The organism is Sphingomonas sanxanigenens DSM 19645 = NX02, from assembly GCF_000512205.2.
GTDB classification, from domain to species: domain Bacteria; phylum Pseudomonadota; class Alphaproteobacteria; order Sphingomonadales; family Sphingomonadaceae; genus Sphingomonas_D; species Sphingomonas_D sanxanigenens.
This window is the reverse complement of record NZ_CP006644.1, coordinates 316,605-333,589: the sequence shown is the minus strand read 5'-3', so window position 1 is coordinate 333,589 and position 16,985 is coordinate 316,605. Positions and strand designations below refer to the sequence as shown.

The window sequence follows — 16,985 nt, the reverse complement described above, 5'->3', positions numbered from 1 at the left end:
CCTTACTTGCCCTTGGCCGGCGCCGCGACCTTCACGACGTCGCCGGAGCGGATCGCGTCGGGCGGCGTATCGATCACGCGGTCGCCCGCCGCGAGGCCGGTCGCGACCTCGACGACACTGCCCTCGTCGCGCGAGATGGTGATCGGCTTCACCGTCACCCGGCCATTGCCGCCCACCACCGCGACCGTCGGGCCGCTGTTGCCATAGAGCACGGCGCTGCCCGGCAGCCGCATGCCGCCGGCGGTCGGCACGTCGAAGCGCACCTGCGCGAAGGCGCCGGGCTTGAGCGCGCCATCGCGGTTGTCCGCCTGCAGCTCGACCAGCACCGCGCCCGACTGGGCGTCCACCGCGCCGGCGCTGCGGGTGACCGTCGCGGAGAACGCGCGGCCGGCATATTCGGGCAGGCTCAGCTTGGCGGTGAGGCCCTGGCAGACCTGCGCCGAATAGACTTGGGGGACACGCACGAAGATGCGCATGCGGTGGGTGTCCGATACGGTGAACAGCGGCTGCGCCGCCGCATTGCCCGAGACGACGAGCGCGCCGAGCTGCGCCGAGCGGCTGGTGACGACCCCGGCGAACGGCGCGGACAGGCGGGTGAAGCCCTGCAGCGCCTGCAGGCGCCGGACGTTGGCGAGCTGCGCGTTGGCGAGCGCGGAGCGCGCGGCGAGATCGCCATTCTTCTCGTCGGCTTCCTGCTGCGAGACGGCATCCTTGGCGAGCATCGTCGACCAGCGCTGCGCGGTCGTGGCCGCGAGCCGCTGGTTGGCGAGCGCGGTCTGGTAATCCGCCTTTGCCTGCGCGAGCTGCTGGTCGAGTTCGGGCGCGTCGAGGATCGCCAGCGTCTGCCCGGCGCGGACATTGTCGCCGATGTCGGCCACCCAGCGGCGGACATAGCCGTTGGTGCGCGCGAAGATCGCCGCGCTGTTGAACGCCTGCACATTGCCCGGCAGCACCAGCGGGCTGCCGTTTCCGCCCGTCTCGGGCATGACGACGGCGACGGTCGGCACCGCGGCGTCGGCACTGGTCGCGGCCAGATCCGCGGCATCGCCGTTGCGGCTGGCGATGCCCAGGCCGACGACGATGGCAGCGGCGATCACCGCGCCGATGCCGGCGCGCTTCAGCGTCTTGTTGCTTGGGCCGGCAGACGCATGGATCGGCGCCGCGGCGCCGGTTTCGGAGGTGTGGGCGGGATCAGGCATGGGCGGGTTTCATTTCCATCGGGGCCGCCTTGGCGGCACGCTTGCGGTGGACGAAGGAGAAAACGGTCGGCACGAAGAACAATGTCGCGATCGTCGCGGCGATCAGGCCGCCGACCACCGCGCGGCCGAGCGGGGCGTTCTGCTCACCCCCCTCGCCCATGCCGAACGCCATCGGCGCCATGCCGATGATCATGGCGAGCGCGGTCATCAGCACCGGGCGGAAGCGGACCGCGCCGGCGGAAAGCGCCGCCTCGGTCGCGTCGCCCAGCGTCTCGAGCTGTTCGCGCGCGAAGCTGACGACGAGGATCGAATTGGCGGTGGCCACGCCCATGCACATGATCGCCCCGGTGAGCGCGGGCACCGACAGCGGCGTGCCCGAGGTGAACAGCATCCAGACGATGCCGGCCAGCGCCGCGGGCAGCGCGGTGATGATCACGAACGGATCGATCCAGCTCTGGAAGTTGACGACGATCAGCAGGTAGATCAGCACCACCGCACCCAGCAGACCCCAGCCGAGGCCCGAGAACGCCGTGTTCATCGTCTGGTACTGGCCGCGCAACGTGACGGTCGCGGTCTTGGGCTTCTCGTTCTCCAGCGACTGGATCGCCGCCTCGACATCGCCCGCGACCGCGCCGAGATCGCGCCCCTGCACGGCGCCGTACAGGTTGATGACCGGCTGGATGTTGTAGTGGCTGACCACCGGCACCGTCGTGGTGCGCGACACGCCGGCAAGGCCGCCCAGCAGCTGCGACGGGCCCCCGGCCGCGGTCGACACCGGTACATTCTCCAGCGCGCTGACCGAATCGACCAGATATTCGGGCGCCTGCGCCACCACCGGATAGGACACGCCATTCTCCGGATTGACGTAGAACACCGGCGCGGTCTGCGCCGTGCCGGCGAGCGAGCTTGCCAGGCTGGTGGTCACGTCGCGCTCGGTCAGGCCATATTGGCCGGCGCGCGCGCGATCGACGTCGACGCTGAGCTGCGGCGCGCGCGCGGGCTGCTGGATGCGCGCGTCGGCAAGACCGGAGATCGTCGAGATCTTGCGCAGCAGCTTTTCCGCATAGGCGCGGTTGCCGGCGGCATCCTTGCCGGTCACCTGGATGTCGATCGGCGCGGGCGCGCCGAAGTTGAGGATCTGGCTGGTGATGTCGGCGGGCAGGAAGGCGAAGTTCATGCCGGGGAACCGGCGCGGCAGTTCGCGACGCAGGGTCGCGACATGGCCCGCGGTCGGCGCGTGCCCATGCTCCAGCGTGATCAGGATGTCGCCATCCTGCGGGCCGATCGTGCCGGTGTTCGAATAGACCGTGCTGATCGCGCTGACCGGCAGGCCGATATTGTCCGTCACCGATGCCAGCTCGCCCGCCGGGATCATCTCGCGGATCGCACGGCCGACCTTGTCGAAGCGCACCGCCGTATCCTCGAGCCGCGAGCCCACGGGCGCACGGACGTGGATCGCGATCTGGCCGCCATCGACGTCGGGGAAGAAATTGCTGCCGAGGAAGGGCAGCAGCCCGAACGAGACCACGACCACCGCCATGAAGCCGAGCATGAACGGCTTGCGGGCATGGAGCGCGCGGTTGAGCATGCCGACATAGGCGCTGCGGACCGTCTCGAAGCGACGTTCGAAGCCGCGCTGGAAGCGGACCAGCGGGTTGCGCGAGGTCGCGCCGCCGGCAAGATGCTCATCCTCATCGCCCGGCTTGTGCGGCTTCAGCAGGTACATCGCCAGGGTCGGCACCAGCGTGCGCGACAGGATGAACGAGGCGATCATCGCGAACACCACCGACAGCGCCAGCGGCACGAACAGATAGCCCGACACGCCTGGCAGGAAGAACATCGGCACGAACACGATGCAGATGCACAGCAGCGAGACGAAGGCCGGCACCACGATCTGCGCGGCGCCGTCGAGGATCGCCTCGATCACGCCCTTCCCCTGTTCGAGGTGCCAGTTGATGTTCTCGATCGTCACCGTCGCATCGTCGACGAGGATGCCGACCGCGAGCGCGAGCCCGCCCAGCGTCATGACGTTCAGCGTCTGCCCGAACGCGGCGAGCGCGGCGATCGCAGCCAGGATGGCGAGCGGGATCGACAGCGCGATGATCACCGTCGAGCGCCACGAGCCGAGGAACAGCAGGATCATCAGCGAGGTGAGCGCGGCGGCGATCAGGCCCTCGTGGATGACGCCCTCGACCGCGGCCTCGACGAACAGCGACTGGTCGCCGATCGGATCGATCTTGAGCGTATCGGGCAGCCCCGCCTGGATACGCGGCAGCGCCTGCTTCACGCCCTCGACGATCGACAAGGTCGAGGTGCTGCCATTCTTGAGCACCGTGAGCAGCGCGGCGCGCGTGCCGTTGACGTGGACGACGTTCTGCTGCGGCGCCGATCCGTCGCGCACATAGGCGACGTCGCGCATATAGATGGTGGCGCCGTTGACCACCTTCACCGGCAGGTCGTTGAGCGCGGCGATCGAATCCGGCGCGTTGTTGAGGCGGACGCTGTACTGCAGCGAACCGATCTTGACGAAGCCGGCCGGGTTGATCTGGTTCTGCGCGGCGATCGCACTGCCCACATCCTGCGCCGACAGCCCCTTGGATTGCAGCGCGAGCGGGTTGAGATCGACCTGCACCTGCCGCTGCCGCCCGCCCGACGGGAAGGGCATGGCGAGGCCGGGCACGCTGGTGAGCTGCGGGCGGATCTGGTTCTGCCCCGTATCGAACAGCTGCTGTTCGCTCAGTCCCCGGCCCGACAGCGCAAGCTGCAGGATCGGCACGGTGGAGGCGTTGTAGTTGATGATCAGCGGCGGGTTCACGCCCGGCGGCATCTGGCGCAGGATGGTCTGCGAGATCGAGGTGACCTGTGCGGTCGCGGTACGGATGTCGACGCCGGGCTGGAAGTAGATCTTGACGATGCCGACGCCCTGCAGCGACGTGCTCTCGATATGCTCGACATCGTTGACCGTGGTGGTCAGCACGCGCTCGTAGGGCGTGATGATGCGCGCGCCCATATCCTCGGGCGGCAGGCCGGAATAGGTCCAGGCGACCGCGATCACCGGAATGCGGATCGGCGGAAAGATGTCCACCGGCGTCCGCACCGCGGCCATCACGCCGACAACCGCGATCAGGATGGCCATGACGATGAAGGTGAGCGGCCGTTGTAGCGCTACCTTGACGACCCCGATCATTCGCTACTCCACAGACGAGAACGGGCGCCCACGCGGGAGCGCCTGCATACCGACCAGCCGTTCCCCTCCGCTATGTCATTGATCGTGCAGCGCGGCGAACCGCGTGCCGAATGCGTCCCGAAATGGAACCCTTTTTAGATGCACATTCATCCGTTAGCCGTCTAATATATAATACGCCTCGATCCATACACAGAAAGACATGATCCATGGAGTTGCGTCACCTGCGCTATGCGATCTGCGTGGCCGACGAGATGCATTTCGGCCGCGCCGCCGCGCGCCTCGGCATTTCGCAGCCGCCGCTCAGCCAGCAGATCCGCGCGCTGGAAGAGGAACTGGGCGTCACCCTGTTCGAGCGCACCAGCCGGCGCGTGCTGCTGACCGAGCCCGGGCGGCTGTTCGTGGAGGAAGCGCGCAAGGCGGTGGCGCAGGTGGAGCATGCCGTCGATCAGGCACGCCGCGCGGCGAGCGGCGAGATCGGCACGCTGGCGGTGGGCGTCGTCGCCTCGGCGCCGCTGATCGAGACGATCGCCAGCGCGTTCCGGGCGTTTCGCGAACGGCATCCGCGCATCCGGCTCGCGCTGCGCGAGCTCAATCTCGACGACCAGATGGACGCGCTGATCGGCGGCCAGCTCGATATCGCCTTCGTCCGCGGCCTCGACATGCCGGTGCTCGCGGAAGGCCTGTCGGCGCGGATGCTGATCGAGGAAGACCTGATCGTCGCGCTGCGCGACGATCATCCGCTCGCCGAACGCCCCCTGCTCGGCATCGCCGACCTCGCCGACCAGCCCTTCGTGCTTTACGAGCGCGCGCTGGGGGCCGGCTTCAACGATCATATCGCCAAGCTCTGCCGCGCCGCCGGCTTCACCCTCAACGTCATCCAGGAAACCGGCGGTCTCGCCACATTGCTGGGGCTGGTCTCCGCCGGCTTCGGCGTGACCGTGATCGCACGGTCGCTCGCCGCGATCCATATCGAGGGCCTCGCCTATCGTCCGCTGAAGGATAGCGATGCGATCAGCCGGCTGTGGATCGTGACGCACGATTCGCCCTCGGTCTGCTGCCGCCGGTTCCTCGACATCCTCGAAGGCTGCAGCGCCCGCAAGCTCGCGCGACAGACGGCGCTGGCATCGTGAGCGCGCCCGGCGACCCCGTCGATGAAACCGGCACGCTGGTGCGCGACGGCGGCGGCTTCGTGCTGCGGCGGGATCGCGGCGGCCGCTGGCTGCTCAACCTCCACCGCGTGCCGGTCGATCATATCGAGAAGCGCGTCCGCATCGTCGGGGTGATGGCCGGCGCCGATCTGGTGGATGTCGAGGGCGTCGCGCCGGCGGACGATGCCGCCGGGCCGCGATAGCTCAGCCGCCCGCGATAGCTCAGCCGCCCGCGATCAGCGCTGGCGCGCCGGATTGCCGGCGACGGTCGCGCCGGCCGGCACATCGCGGGTCACCACGCTGCCCGCGCCGATGATCGCATCGTCGCCCACCGTCACGCCGGGCAGGATCAGCGCGCCGCCGCCGATCCACACATTGCGCCCGATCGTGATCGGCCGGCCCGATTCCAGCCCCGTCGCCCGCTCGGCAGGGTCGCGGGGATGGTCGGCGGTCAGGATCTGCACGCCGGGGCCGATCTGCGTGCCATCGCCGATCACCACCTTCACCACATCGAGGATGATGCAGTTGAAGTTGAGGAACACGCCGCTGCCGAGATGGATGTTGTAGCCATAGTCGCAATGGAAGGGTGGCCGCACCACCGCCCCCGCGCCGACCGACCCCAGCATTTCGCGCAGCAGCGCCTCGCGCGTCGCGGCAGGCAAGGTCGAGGCGGCGTTGTAGCGCTCGGTCCATTCCAGCGCCGCCTGGTGATCGGCGACGATCTCGGGATCGCTCGCATGATAGAGATCGCCATTCAGCATGCGCTGCTTCTGCGTCGGCTCGGCCACGGTCCATCTCCTCGATCGGATGCGCCACGTGGCAGGCGATGCCGTGCCGCGCAAGACGCGACCCGCGTTGTTGCTCTGCGGCATGACATTCCTATGCTCGGCACCGGCACCATGAGGGAGGAAAGCGCGCCTAAGTTGCAGCGACACGGGGCATTTTGCGCTGACGACCATTATCTGCTGGATTATATTCCAGCGGATGACGCCTCCCATCACGCTCATTGGATCTTTCGTTTCGGATACCGACAGGCTTTTCGATGACCTGATGGATTCAATCGAGTGGGATGAACGAATGTCATCGCGCCGTACCGCCAGCTTCGGGGTCGCCTACAACTATTCCCAGATGCAATATCCATCGGCGCCGATGCCGCCGCCTCTGGAAGCGCTATGCGACAAGCTTAGATCGGAGCTCGGCTTTCGCCCCAACAACTGCCTTGCCAGCCACTATGTCGACGGCACCTCATCGATGGGCTTTCACTCGGATGACACGGCCAAATTGGCGAGCGGAACAGGCGTTGGCATCGTCTCGCTCGGCGCAAATCGTCACATCATTTTCCGCAACAAGGCTGATAGTTCGATCGAACTATCATACGAACTGCCCGCAGGCTCACTGCTGTATATGCCGGGCGCCATGCAGCGGGAGTGGCTTCACGCCATTCCCAAGACCCCAAGCACCGGCGGTCGCATCAGTTTGACGTTTCGCCTGCTGATCTGACGGGCCAAGCCCCCTCCCGCAAGCGGGCTACAGGATTCACACTTCGTAGATGGATTGAGAGGGGCTGCCGCCGCGCCCCCTCGCCCCTACGGGGAGAGGGACGGGGAGAGGGGGAAGTCGCGCTCCGCGTAAAGGTTCGGAGGGCTTGGCACTGCTGCCCGGTTGGCCCATTTTTAGAGCGAACCCGTCAGGCCTTTACGCTTGGCGCGACTGCCCCTCTCCCTGGTCCGCTACGCGGACCTTTCCCTCTCCCCATAGGGGCGAGGGCAAAAAGCGGCCGCAATCGAGATGTGTGAATGTCGTAGCCCGCAAGCGGGAGGGGAACAGCTCAACTCCGATACTGCGCCACGATCTCCGCGATCGCCGGCTTCACGTCCTGCCGGCGATAGCTAAGCAGGTCCGCCACCTTCGGGTCGGTTTCGTAGAACAGCGAATTGCCCCGCCCGAAGAACAGCGCGCCATCGGGCAGCATCGGATGCTCCTCGTCGCGCACCGGCGGCTTGGCGCGGCCGACGCCTTCGAAGAACGCCCCGAAATAGTCCTGGAAGCTCAGATTCTCGTCGCCGACCAGATAGGACGCGCCCGGCTCCCCGCGCTCCAGCGCGCCCTCGATCGCCTCGGCGAGCGACTGGGTGGAGATGAAGTTGGTACCGCCCGGCGGGGTGAATTCGGGCATCGGCGCGAACTTGCCCTCGGCATATTGGGTATAGGCCGCGAACATCGGCAATGTCAGCCCCGGCACCGCGCCGACCACGAACGGCGCGTTGACGCTCATCGCAGCGAAATTATCGTCGGCCAGCGCCGCCACGCCATCGTCGGATTCCTTGCGGGAGCGGACATAGGCGTTGGTGGCCACCAGCTCGGGCGCGGCCTGCGGATAGAAGCTGCCGACATTGACCGCGCGGCGGATACCGGCCTCCTTCGCCGCCGCGAAGAAGCGCGGCACGCCGACCGAATTGGCGTCGTGCCAATAGCTGTCGTCGATGTCCTGCGGCTTGTGGCGCACGTCATTGCCGGCGGCGAAGACCAGCGCATCGAACTGGCCGAGCGCCTCGCGGTCGAACGCCATGTTGATATAGTCGACGCGCAGGAAGGGCAGGTCGCCCAGCGGCGTGCCGGGGGCCGGCGGCGTGCGGCCGGCGATCGTGACGTCATGCCCCTTGCCCTTGAGGTGGAGCGCGGCGCGGCCGCCGATCATGCCGGCACCGCCGACGACGAGTATCTTCATGGGTTCGCCCCTTCGCATCAGAAATTGAGGCCGTTGCCCGACAGCACCGGCAGGTTGGTCCACACGTCGCGCGGGTCGCGGTACCAGCCCGCGGCGGCCAGCGCGCCGCCATCGATGTGCAGCGCGGTGCCCGTGATCCACGCCGCCTGATCGCTGGCGAGGAACAGGATGCCCGAGGCCATGTCCGCCGGCGTGCCGAAGCGGCCGAGCGGGATCCAGCGCGGGATATGGTCGCGATGCTCCTCGGGCACCATCAGCGAGACCGGCACCTGCGGCGTGTCCGTCGTCTCGGGCGCGATCAGATTGACCCGGATGCCCGACGGCCCGAGTTCGAGCGCGAGGCTCTTGGTGAAGCCGGTCAGCGCTGCCTTGCACGCGGCATAGACCACGCAGTTGGGAATGCCGCGGAAGCCCTCGATCGAGGAGACCGAGACGATGCTGCCGCCCGCGCCCCGCTTGCGCAGCAGCGGGATCATCGCGTGCGTGACGCCGAAGACCTGGCCCAGATTGGTTGCGTAGAGCCGCCCGATCTCGTCCGGGGTCAGCGCCTCGAACGGCTTGGCCAGCATCAGGAAGTCGCCGACATTGTTGACCAGCACGTCGAGCCCGCCGAAGCGCGCCTCGATCGCAGCGGCGAGGCTTGCGACGGCCGCGGGATCGGTGACATCGCCCGTCACCACCAGCGCGGCGTCGCCCAGCGCGGCCTGAACGTCGGCAGCGCGATCGCCATCCACCTCGATGATCGCGAGCTGCGCGCCGGCCGCGGCGAACGCCTCGGCGGTGGCGCGGCCGATGCCCGCACCTCCGCCCGTCACGAGCACGACCTTGCCGTTGAAATCGAACATCCTCGCCTCTCCGCCAGTTCCCGGTCTGCCGCCGGGCGCGACTCACGCCTATCGCGATGGCGCATCAACTTCAACAGACATAAACGCATTTAGCGCATCGAAGCCCAATTATGTTTGCATTTGCGTTTTTCATTCGCCACCATGCTGCGAAACAGCAAGTCAGGAGGGGAATCAGCATGCAGGCGCAGACCATGCAGGCGATGGCACTCGACCGCTTCGGCGGGCCCGAGGTGCTGGCGCTGGCGACGATCGACCGGCCACGCGCCGCTCCGGGTCAGGTGATCGTCCAGGTCGCCTATGCCGGGGTCAATCCGGCCGACTGGAAGGCGCGCGAAGGCTGGCTCTCGCGCTATTTCGACTATCATTTCCCCTTCGTGGTCGGCTTCGACGCCGCCGGCATCGTCGCCGAGGTGGGCGAAGGCGTGACCGGCCTCGCGCCGGGCGACCGCGTCGTCACCGCCTCCAACCAGGGCAAGGGTGAGCGCGGCAGCTATGCGCAATATGTTGCATCGGACCGCGAGCGCGTGGTGATGCTGCCCGACCATGTCGGCCTGCGCGACGCCGCGGCGCTGCCGACCGCGGGCATCACCGCGTGGGAGGCGGTGTTCGACGTCGGCGGCACGCAATCGGGATCGACGGTGCTGGTCAATGGCGGCGCCGGCGGCACCGGCGGCTATGCGATCCAGCTCGCGCGGATGGCCGGCGCGCGCGTCTGCGCCACCTGCGGCCCCGCCAATCTGGACTATGTCCGGTCGCTCGGCGCCGAGCGCGCGATCGATTATCGCGAAGGTGGCGTGCGCGAAGCCGTCGCGGCCTGGGCGCCGGAGGGCGTCGATCTCGTCGTCGATACGGTCGGCCAGGGCAGCCTGCTCGATGCGGTCGAGATGGTCCGCCCCGGCGGCATCGTCGCGCCGATCGCCACGTTGATCGCCGACGAGCCGATGTTCGACGCCGCCCGCGCCGCCGAGCGCGGCGTGCGCATCATCCCCACCATCGCCGATTTCGCGCACCAGGAACGCCAGCTGAACGCGCTTGTCGCCGCGCTGGCCGCCGGCCGCATCCACACCCCCGAACTGACCGTGCTGCCGCTCGACCAAGCCGGCGAGGCGCATCGCCGCGTCGCCGCCGGCCATGTCCGCGGCAAGATCCTGCTCGCGGTGGACGAGGCGCTCGCATGATCTGGATCATCGACGAGGTGGAGACCAAGCCCGGCATGGGTGCTGCGTTTCTCGACGCCTACCTCACCCGCTACGCACCGGGCAACACCGCCCGCGGGCTGCGGCTGGCACACCGGATGGTCGAGCCGGCGATGTGGCTGGACGATGCCCCCAACCGGCTGCTGCTGGTGTGGGAGGCGGCCGATGCCGGCGCGGTGTGGGCGGCCAAGCACCAGGCGCGCGGCGACGCCGCGGTCGATAAGTGGTGGAACGAGGAGGCGCCGCCCTTCCTGCTGTCGCGCCGCCGCGCGACATTGGCAGGCGCGGACGTGCTGGAGGCGCTGGCCGATGTATAGCCGCCTGATCGTCCCGACCTTCGCCGATGGCGCCCGCGCCGCGGCGATGGCGACCATCGCCGCCGCCACCGCGGCGCTCGACGCCGAATCGCGGCTGTTCGCGCCGACCCTGCCCGGCGTCTACAATGGCGGCGACGCGCTGTGGCGCGTGACCTTCGCCGACCGCGCGGCAGGCGATGCGGCGATGGCGGGCCCGGCCTGGGCGCCGGCCGCGGCGCTGCTCGCCGATCCTGCGGTGACCGTCCATCAGGACCGGGTGGGCTTCGAATCGGGCGCGATCGGCGGGCCGGCCGACGGCAGCGGGCTCTATCGCGTCGCGCTGTTCCGGGCGAGCATCCGCCCCGATGCCGAGCGGCTGGCGGCGTTCGCCGCGCAGACGGCGAGCCTGCCGCGCCACATCTGCACGATCCGGCGCTGGCAGATCGCCGATACGGACGAGGCATCTGGGCTGCACGCCTGGACGCATGTGTGGGAACAGGAATATGCCGACCGTGCCGGGCTGGAGGGCACCTACATGCTCCACCCCGCGCACTGGGCGCATGTCGAGCGCTGGTTCGATCCGGAATATACCGAGCATCTCGTCCATCCGCTGCTGGTCCACAGCTTCTGCGCGATCGACCGGCCGGTGATCGTCGGATGAGCACGATCGCCGCCCCCAACCATCCGCTCGCGGTGCGCATGGCCGCGATCGCCTTCGTCGCGCAGAACGCCGGCGTCGGCTTCATGTTCGGCTCGTTCGGGCTGCTGCTCGAGCCGGTGGAAGCCAAGCTCGGCATCGCCCGCGACACCAGTTCGCTCGGCATGGCGCTGGTGATGCTGGGCATGGCCTTGTGCGCGCCGCTGGTCGGCACGCTTTCGGCGCGCTTCTCGTTGCGCACGCTGATGATGGCGGGCGCGGCGATGAGCGCGGCGGGCTATGCGCTGCTCGCGGTCGCGGGCTCGGTCGGCACCTATCTCGCCGCCTATGGCCTGCTGATCGGCCCCGGCCTTGCGCTGGTCGCGACGGTGAGCCCGGCGACATTGGTGACGCGCTGGTTCGATCAGGGCCGCGGCCGGGCGCTGGGCCTCGTCCATATGCCGCTCCTCGTCGCGGCGATGCCGCTCGCCTGCGCGGCGGTACTGGCGGCGGCGGGGCTCGCGGCGACCTATATGATGCTCGCCGGCGGCATGGCGCTGCTGCTGCTGCCGCTGCTCGCGGTGGTCGATCGGCCGCCGGCGATGGCCGACGCCGTCGCGCAGGATGCCGGGGCCGCGGGCCTTTCGGAAAAGGCGCTGCTCCGGCAACCCAGCTTCTGGGCGCTGACATTGGCGGCGGCGGCGATCAGCACCGGCGGTACGCTGCTCGTCACGCACCTCGCGCCGATGGTCGGCGGCTGGGGGTTCGACGTCGCCGAGGGCGCGACCTTGCTGTCGGTGATGGCGCTGGCGGGCATCGCCGGATCGCTGCTGTTCGGCTGGGTCGCGGATCGGCTGGGCGGCGCGATCGCGCTGGCGATCAACTGCGTCAACCAGGGGCTGCTGTGGGCGGTGCTGCTGCTCAAGCCCACCTTCCCGATCATGCTGGTCGTCATCGCGCTGATCGGCGTCCATGCCGCCGCCATCACCGCCGTGTTCGGCCTCGCCCTCTCGCAGCGCTTCGGCGCCGCCAGCTTCGGGCGCGCGTTCGGGCTGTCGAGCCTGCTCACCCTGCCCTTCCTCGTCGCCGGCGTGCCCGTGGGGGCATGGTTCTATGTCAACACCGGCAGCTATGCCGGCGCAGTGGTGACCCAGATCGGCTTCTATGCGGTGGGGGCGATCGCCGCGATCGCCACCGCGCGGACGCGCGGCGCCGGCTGAAAGCAAAACGGGCCGGGGTTGCCCCCGGCCCGCTTCATGTTCGCTTGAGACCCGCGATCAGGCCGCGGCGACCTCGGCGACGTCGATCTTGACGCCCGGGCCCATCGAGCTGCTCAGCGCGACCTTGCGCAGATACTTGCCCTTGGCGCCCGACGGCTTGGCCTTGACCACCGCGTCGACCAGCGCGTCGAAGTTCGCGCGCAGATCTTCCGCCGTGAACGACGCCTTGCCGATGCCGGAATGGATGATGCCGGCCTTCTCGACGCGATACTCGACCTGGCCGCCCTTGGCCGCCTTGACCGCCTCACCGACGTTCATCGTGACGGTGCCGAGCTTCGGGTTCGGCATCAGGCCCTTCGGACCGAGGATCTTGCCGAGACGGCCGACCAGACCCATCATGTCCGGGGTCGCGATGCAGCGATCGAAGTCGATCTTGCCGCCCTGCACGATCTCGAGCAGGTCTTCCGCGCCGACCACGTCGGCACCGGCAGCGGTCGCTTCCTCGGCCTTCGCGCCGCGGGCGAACACGCCGACGCGCACGGTCTTGCCGGTGCCCTTGGGCAGCGTCACCACGCCGCGGACCATCTGGTCGGCGTGACGCGGATCGACACCCAGGTTGAGCGCAATCTCGACGGTCTCGTCGAACTTGGCGGTGGCGTTGGTCTTCACCAGCGCGATCGCTTCATCGACGCCATACAGCTTCTCGCGGTCGACCGCGGACGCCATGATCTTCGCCTTCTTCGTCAGCTTGGTCATGGAATCAGCCCTCCACCACTTCGAGGCCCATCGCGCGGGCGCTGCCTTCGATGATGCGGGTCGCCGCGTCGATGTCGTTGGCGTTCAGATCCTTGAACTTGAGCTCGGCGATCTCGGTGAGCTTCGAACGCGAGATCTGTCCGGCGGAGACCTTGCCCGGCTCCTTCGAGCCCGACTTGAGGTTCGCGGCCTTCTTGATCAGGAACGACGCCGGCGGCGTCTTGGTCTCGAACGAGAAGCTGCGATCCGCATAGACGGTGATCACCGTGGGGATCGGCGCGCCCTTTTCGAGATCGCCCGTCGCCGCGTTGAACGCCTTGCAGAACTCCATGATGTTCACGCCGCGCTGACCCAGCGCCGGGCCGATCGGCGGCGAAGGATTGGCGGAGCCCGCCTTCACCTGGAGCTTGATATAGCCCGTAATCTTCTTTGCCATTTTACCTACTCACTCTGTTTCAAGCTTAGCGGTCCATCCGCGACCCCGAAGGCCCGCTCCCGCCAGGTTTTCCCGGTTTCAGCCGGAAATTTTCAAAACGACGCCCGCTCGTCCGGGAGCACGCCTTACTTGGCGCGCTCGACCTGCTCGAACTCGAGCTCGACCGGCGTCGCGCGACCGAAGATCGACACCGACACCTTCACGCGGCTGCGATCGAAATCCAGTTCCTCGACCACGCCGTTGAAGCTGGCGAACGGACCGTCGAGCACCTTGACCGAATCGCCGATTTCGTAATCGACCTTGATCTTGGTCTTCGGCGCGGCCGCCGCTTCTTCCTTGGTGTTGAGGATGCGCGCAGCCTCCGCCTCGCTGATCGGCTGCGGCTTGCCGCTCGATCCGAGGAAGCCGGTGACCTTCGGCGTGTTCTTGACGAGATGGTAGACGTCGTCGTTCATCTCGAGCTTCGCCAGCACATAGCCGGGGAAGAACTTGCGTTCCGACTGCACCTTCTTGCCGCGGCGAACCTCGGTCACGGTCTCGGTCGGCACTTCGACCGAATCGACCAGCGCCTCGAGACCCATGCGCGCCGCTTCGGCCACGATCGAATCGCGAACCTTGTTCTCGAAGCCGGAATAGGCGTGGATAATGTACCAGCGCGACATGCTCGTTCCTGAAATCCTTGTGCTCAGCCGGCGACCAGATCGACCAGCGCCTTCATGACGAAGCCGAACAGCCGATCCACACCGAAGAAGAAGACGCCCAGCAGCGTCGTCATGATAACGACCATCACCGCGGTCAAAGCCGTCTCACGGCCCGTCGGCCAGACGACCTTGGCCGTCTCTGCCCTGACCTGGTTCACGAACTGACCGGGATTAAACTTCGCCACCGAAACCGTTCCTTGCCAAACGCAGATACGAGGCCACCGGCAGCCTGTCCGGTCCTTCGACCGGAGCCGCCCTGACCTCGTTACCTCTCTGCCCTGCAACCTAGGTCGGCGCCCCCGACCTCGCAAGGTTGGAGCCGTCGATCGACTGCAGGCCATGACTGGCAGGAGTGGAGGGACTCGAACCCACGGCCCTCGGTTTTGGAGACCGATGCTCTACCAACTGAGCTACACTCCTCCGCGTCACGGAAGAGGGTGCGCCTTAGCGGGCGCTGTCATGGCGCGCAAGGCGCCTTTTACAGACCGGTCAGATAGATGATGATCTGCGCGGCGAGGTAAATCGTCACGATCGCCAGCGCGATCGAGCAGGTGTTGTTCGCAAGTCCGTCAAGCTTCGTGAACATGGTCGGCATCCTCTTCCCCCTCGAATGGCGCCGGTTTTGGAGGTTTCCACCTTTCCCGGTCTTCCGCAAGAGGAAGGTTTGCACGATTCGCGCGGCACGTCCAGCGCCTGGGCGCGCATATTGATCCCGAAACCCCCTATCGGGCGGCCAGACGCGCAAGAAGCACGGCGATCCAGGCGGCAAATTGCGATTCGCTCGCAATTTTCACAAAAACGACGCATGCGCGCAGACGCCCCGCGCGGGGCGGCGCAGGGCGGCTGTTTCGGCCATCGTCGAAGGGACGATGCCGCCGGCTGGGCGCGCCGGCGGCAGATCGTCAGGCGGCCAGATCGTAGGGCTGGATCTCGCCGGAGAGGTAGAGGTTGCGCGCCTTGGCGCGGCTGAGCTTGCCCGAACTGGTGCGCGGCAAGGTGCGCGGCGGCACCAGTTCGACGACGCAGTTCATGCCGGTGATCGATCGCACCCGCTCCCGGATCTCGTCGCGCAGGCGCGCGCGCTCCTCCATGTCGGAGGTGCGGCACTGCACCAGCACCGCGGGGGTTTCCTCGCCGCCCGGGGTTGTGATCGCGAAGGCGGCGATATCGCCCGCCTTGAAGCCGGGCAGCTGCTCCACGGCCCATTCGATGTCCTGCGGCCAGTGATTCTTGCCGTTGACGATGATCATGTCCTTGGCGCGGCCGACGATGTAGACATAGCCATCCGACAGATAGCCCATGTCGCCGGTGTCCAGCCAGCCATCGACCATGCAGGCAGCGGTCGCCTCGGGGTCGCGGAAATAGCCCTCCATCACCGAACCGCCGCTGCACCACACCTTGCCGATCGCGCGATCGGGCAGCGGGGTGCCATCCTCCTCGCGGATTTCCACGGTCATGCCGCGCGCCGGCTTGCCGCAATTGACGATCGCGCGGAAACGCTGCGGGCGATCCTCATGCCCGGCGGCGCCCGACAGCTCGGTCTCGGCGACCAGCTCGACGACGATGCCCTCGCCCGGCGGCATGATCGAGACCGCCAGCGTCGCTTCGGCGAGGCCGTAGCTCGGCAGGAAGGCGGACGCCTTGAAACCGGCATCGGCATAGGCATCGACGAACGCCTGCATCACGTCCGGCCGGATCATGTCCGCGCCGTTGCCCGCGACCCGCCAGCGCGACAGATCGAAGCGATCGGCGATGTTGGTCTGGCTGGAGATGCGGCGCGCACAGATGTCGTAGCCGAAGGTCGGCGAATAGCTGAGCGTCGTGCCCTCGTTGCGGGTGATCAGGTCGAGCCACGCCAAGGGCCGGCGCGCGAAATCCTCGGTCTTCAGGTAATCCGCGGATACCTGGTTGGCGACCGGTGAGAGCAGGCAGCCGACCAGCCCCATGTCGTGATACCAGGGCAGCCACGAGACGCAGCGATCGCCCTCGCGCACTTCCATGCCGTGCGAATGCGCCGCCAGATTTTCGAGCAGCGCGCTGTGCGACACCGCCACCCCATGCGGAAAGCGCGTCGAGCCGCTGGAATATTGCAGATAGGCGATGTCGCTCGACTGCGGCTGCGCCAGCGGCGCCTCCGGCGCGGCGCGCTCGGCGAACGCCTCATAGGCATGGCCTTCCACGCCCGCGGCCTCGGCTGCGACCGACGCCATCGCCGCAAGCTCCTGCGGGAACAGCAACATCCGCGCATCGGAACTGCCGAGCTGCTGCTTGAGCTGATCGACATAGGCGTCGCGGCCGCCGAAGCTGGTCGGCAGCGGCAGCGGCACCGGCCATGCGCCGGCATAGACCGCGCCGAAAAAGGCGGCGGCGAATTCGGGCGCGGTCTCGGCGACCAGCGCGATGCGATCGCCGGGCACGATGCCGTGCGCGATCAGCCGATAGGCATGCGCGATCGCATCCGCGCGAAGCTCGCTATACGGATAGGGCCGCTTGAGCCCGCCGCGCGCATCGTGGAAATTGAGCCCGCGGACGCCGCGGGCGGCATAATCCAGCGCCTCGCCGAGCGTGGCGAAGTCAGAGAAGCGGCGCGTCAGCGCATCATCGGTGGGCGTGTGCGACAAGGTGCCCATAATCCC

The 16,985-nt window shown here is 67.8% G+C and carries 17 protein-coding genes and 1 tRNA gene; 7 read left to right on the top strand and 11 right to left on the bottom strand.

Annotated elements, in window-relative coordinates; all coding sequences use genetic code 11:
* Nucleotides 1-2: 2 nt before the first annotated feature.
* Both NX02_RS01545 and NX02_RS01540 read right to left on the bottom strand, forming a co-directional pair.
* Entirely contained in the window at nucleotides 3-1,199 is a 1,197-nt protein-coding gene (locus tag NX02_RS01545) for an efflux RND transporter periplasmic adaptor subunit (RefSeq protein ID WP_047099716.1), read from the bottom strand.
* A complete protein-coding gene (locus tag NX02_RS01540) occupies nucleotides 1,192-4,386 on the bottom strand; it encodes an efflux RND transporter permease subunit (protein ID WP_025290459.1) in 3,195 nt (1,064 codons plus the stop codon). Before NX02_RS01540 ends, NX02_RS01545 begins: the two co-directional genes overlap by 8 nt.
* A gap of 206 nt (nucleotides 4,387-4,592) precedes the next feature.
* On the opposite strand from NX02_RS01540, the gene NX02_RS01535 reads away from it, so the two are divergent.
* Nucleotides 4,593-5,516 carry a LysR substrate-binding domain-containing protein gene (locus tag NX02_RS01535; RefSeq protein WP_025290458.1) on the top strand — a complete coding sequence of 308 codons (924 nt, stop codon included), beginning with the start codon at nucleotides 4,593-4,595 and terminating at the stop codon, nucleotides 5,514-5,516.
* The gene (locus tag NX02_RS01530) at nucleotides 5,513-5,737 is read left to right on the top strand and encodes a DUF5818 domain-containing protein (protein WP_025290457.1); all 225 of its coding nucleotides are present in this window, start codon (nucleotides 5,513-5,515) and stop codon (nucleotides 5,735-5,737) included. Before NX02_RS01535 ends, NX02_RS01530 begins: the two co-directional genes overlap by 4 nt.
* Before the next feature lie 33 nt (nucleotides 5,738-5,770).
* On the opposite strand, the gene NX02_RS01525 is transcribed toward NX02_RS01530, so the two are convergent.
* Nucleotides 5,771-6,322, bottom strand: a complete 552-nt coding sequence (locus NX02_RS01525; RefSeq protein ID WP_025290456.1) for a sugar O-acetyltransferase — start codon at nucleotides 6,320-6,322, stop codon at nucleotides 5,771-5,773.
* A gap of 262 nt (nucleotides 6,323-6,584) precedes the next feature.
* Between NX02_RS01525 and NX02_RS01520 the strand changes: the two genes are divergently transcribed.
* Complete coding sequence (locus NX02_RS01520; RefSeq protein ID WP_211258268.1) at nucleotides 6,585-7,034, top strand: alpha-ketoglutarate-dependent dioxygenase AlkB; 450 nt, start codon at nucleotides 6,585-6,587, stop codon at nucleotides 7,032-7,034.
* Between the two features lie 328 nt (nucleotides 7,035-7,362).
* Here the strand turns inward: NX02_RS01520 and NX02_RS01515 are convergent, their stop codons facing one another.
* Entirely contained in the window at nucleotides 7,363-8,262 is a 900-nt protein-coding gene (locus tag NX02_RS01515) for an NAD-dependent epimerase/dehydratase family protein (protein WP_025290454.1), read from the bottom strand.
* 17 nt (nucleotides 8,263-8,279) lie between these two features.
* On the bottom strand, nucleotides 8,280-9,107 hold the full coding sequence (locus tag NX02_RS01510; RefSeq protein WP_025290453.1) for an SDR family NAD(P)-dependent oxidoreductase: 828 nt from the start codon (nucleotides 9,105-9,107) through the stop codon (nucleotides 8,280-8,282).
* A gap of 176 nt (nucleotides 9,108-9,283) precedes the next feature.
* Between NX02_RS01510 and NX02_RS01505 the strand changes: the two genes are divergently transcribed.
* The 4 genes from NX02_RS01505 to NX02_RS01490 are packed head-to-tail and all read left to right on the top strand — an operon-like array spanning nucleotide 9,284 to nucleotide 12,456.
* Entirely contained in the window at nucleotides 9,284-10,285 is a 1,002-nt protein-coding gene (locus NX02_RS01505; protein ID WP_025290452.1) for an NADP-dependent oxidoreductase, read from the top strand.
* Nucleotides 10,282-10,620, top strand: a complete 339-nt coding sequence (locus NX02_RS01500; RefSeq protein WP_025290451.1) for a hypothetical protein — start codon at nucleotides 10,282-10,284, stop codon at nucleotides 10,618-10,620. Before NX02_RS01505 ends, NX02_RS01500 begins: the two co-directional genes overlap by 4 nt.
* Entirely contained in the window at nucleotides 10,613-11,260 is a 648-nt protein-coding gene (locus NX02_RS01495; protein ID WP_025290450.1) for a Dabb family protein, read from the top strand. Before NX02_RS01500 ends, NX02_RS01495 begins: the two co-directional genes overlap by 8 nt.
* On the top strand, nucleotides 11,257-12,456 hold the full coding sequence (locus tag NX02_RS01490) for an MFS transporter (protein ID WP_025290449.1): 1,200 nt from the start codon (nucleotides 11,257-11,259) through the stop codon (nucleotides 12,454-12,456). Before NX02_RS01495 ends, NX02_RS01490 begins: the two co-directional genes overlap by 4 nt.
* A gap of 57 nt (nucleotides 12,457-12,513) precedes the next feature.
* On the opposite strand, the gene rplA is transcribed toward NX02_RS01490, so the two are convergent.
* The 6 genes from rplA to NX02_RS01460 all read right to left on the bottom strand — a co-directional run bounded on the left by rplA (nucleotide 12,514) and on the right by NX02_RS01460 (nucleotide 16,979).
* Nucleotides 12,514-13,212 carry a 50S ribosomal protein L1 gene (gene rplA, locus NX02_RS01485; protein ID WP_025290448.1) on the bottom strand — a complete coding sequence of 233 codons (699 nt, stop codon included), beginning with the start codon at nucleotides 13,210-13,212 and terminating at the stop codon, nucleotides 12,514-12,516.
* A 4-nt stretch (nucleotides 13,213-13,216) separates the two neighbouring features.
* Nucleotides 13,217-13,648, bottom strand: a complete 432-nt coding sequence (gene rplK / locus NX02_RS01480; RefSeq protein ID WP_025290447.1) for a 50S ribosomal protein L11 — start codon at nucleotides 13,646-13,648, stop codon at nucleotides 13,217-13,219.
* 125 nt (nucleotides 13,649-13,773) lie between these two features.
* Nucleotides 13,774-14,310, bottom strand: coding sequence for a transcription termination/antitermination protein NusG (gene nusG / locus NX02_RS01475; protein ID WP_025290446.1), 537 nt, complete (start codon nucleotides 14,308-14,310; stop codon nucleotides 13,774-13,776).
* Nucleotides 14,311-14,333: 23 nt separating this feature from the next.
* Nucleotides 14,334-14,534 (bottom strand): preprotein translocase subunit SecE, encoded by a 201-nt coding sequence (gene secE / locus NX02_RS01470; RefSeq protein WP_025290445.1) that lies wholly within the window; start codon nucleotides 14,532-14,534, stop codon nucleotides 14,334-14,336.
* Between the two features lie 159 nt (nucleotides 14,535-14,693).
* Nucleotides 14,694-14,769: transfer RNA gene (locus NX02_RS01465), tRNA-Trp, on the bottom strand.
* Nucleotides 14,770-15,251: 482 nt separating this feature from the next.
* Nucleotides 15,252-16,979 (bottom strand): fatty acyl-AMP ligase, encoded by a 1,728-nt coding sequence (locus NX02_RS01460; protein ID WP_025290444.1) that lies wholly within the window; start codon nucleotides 16,977-16,979, stop codon nucleotides 15,252-15,254.
* Nucleotides 16,980-16,985: the final 6 nt, after the last annotated feature.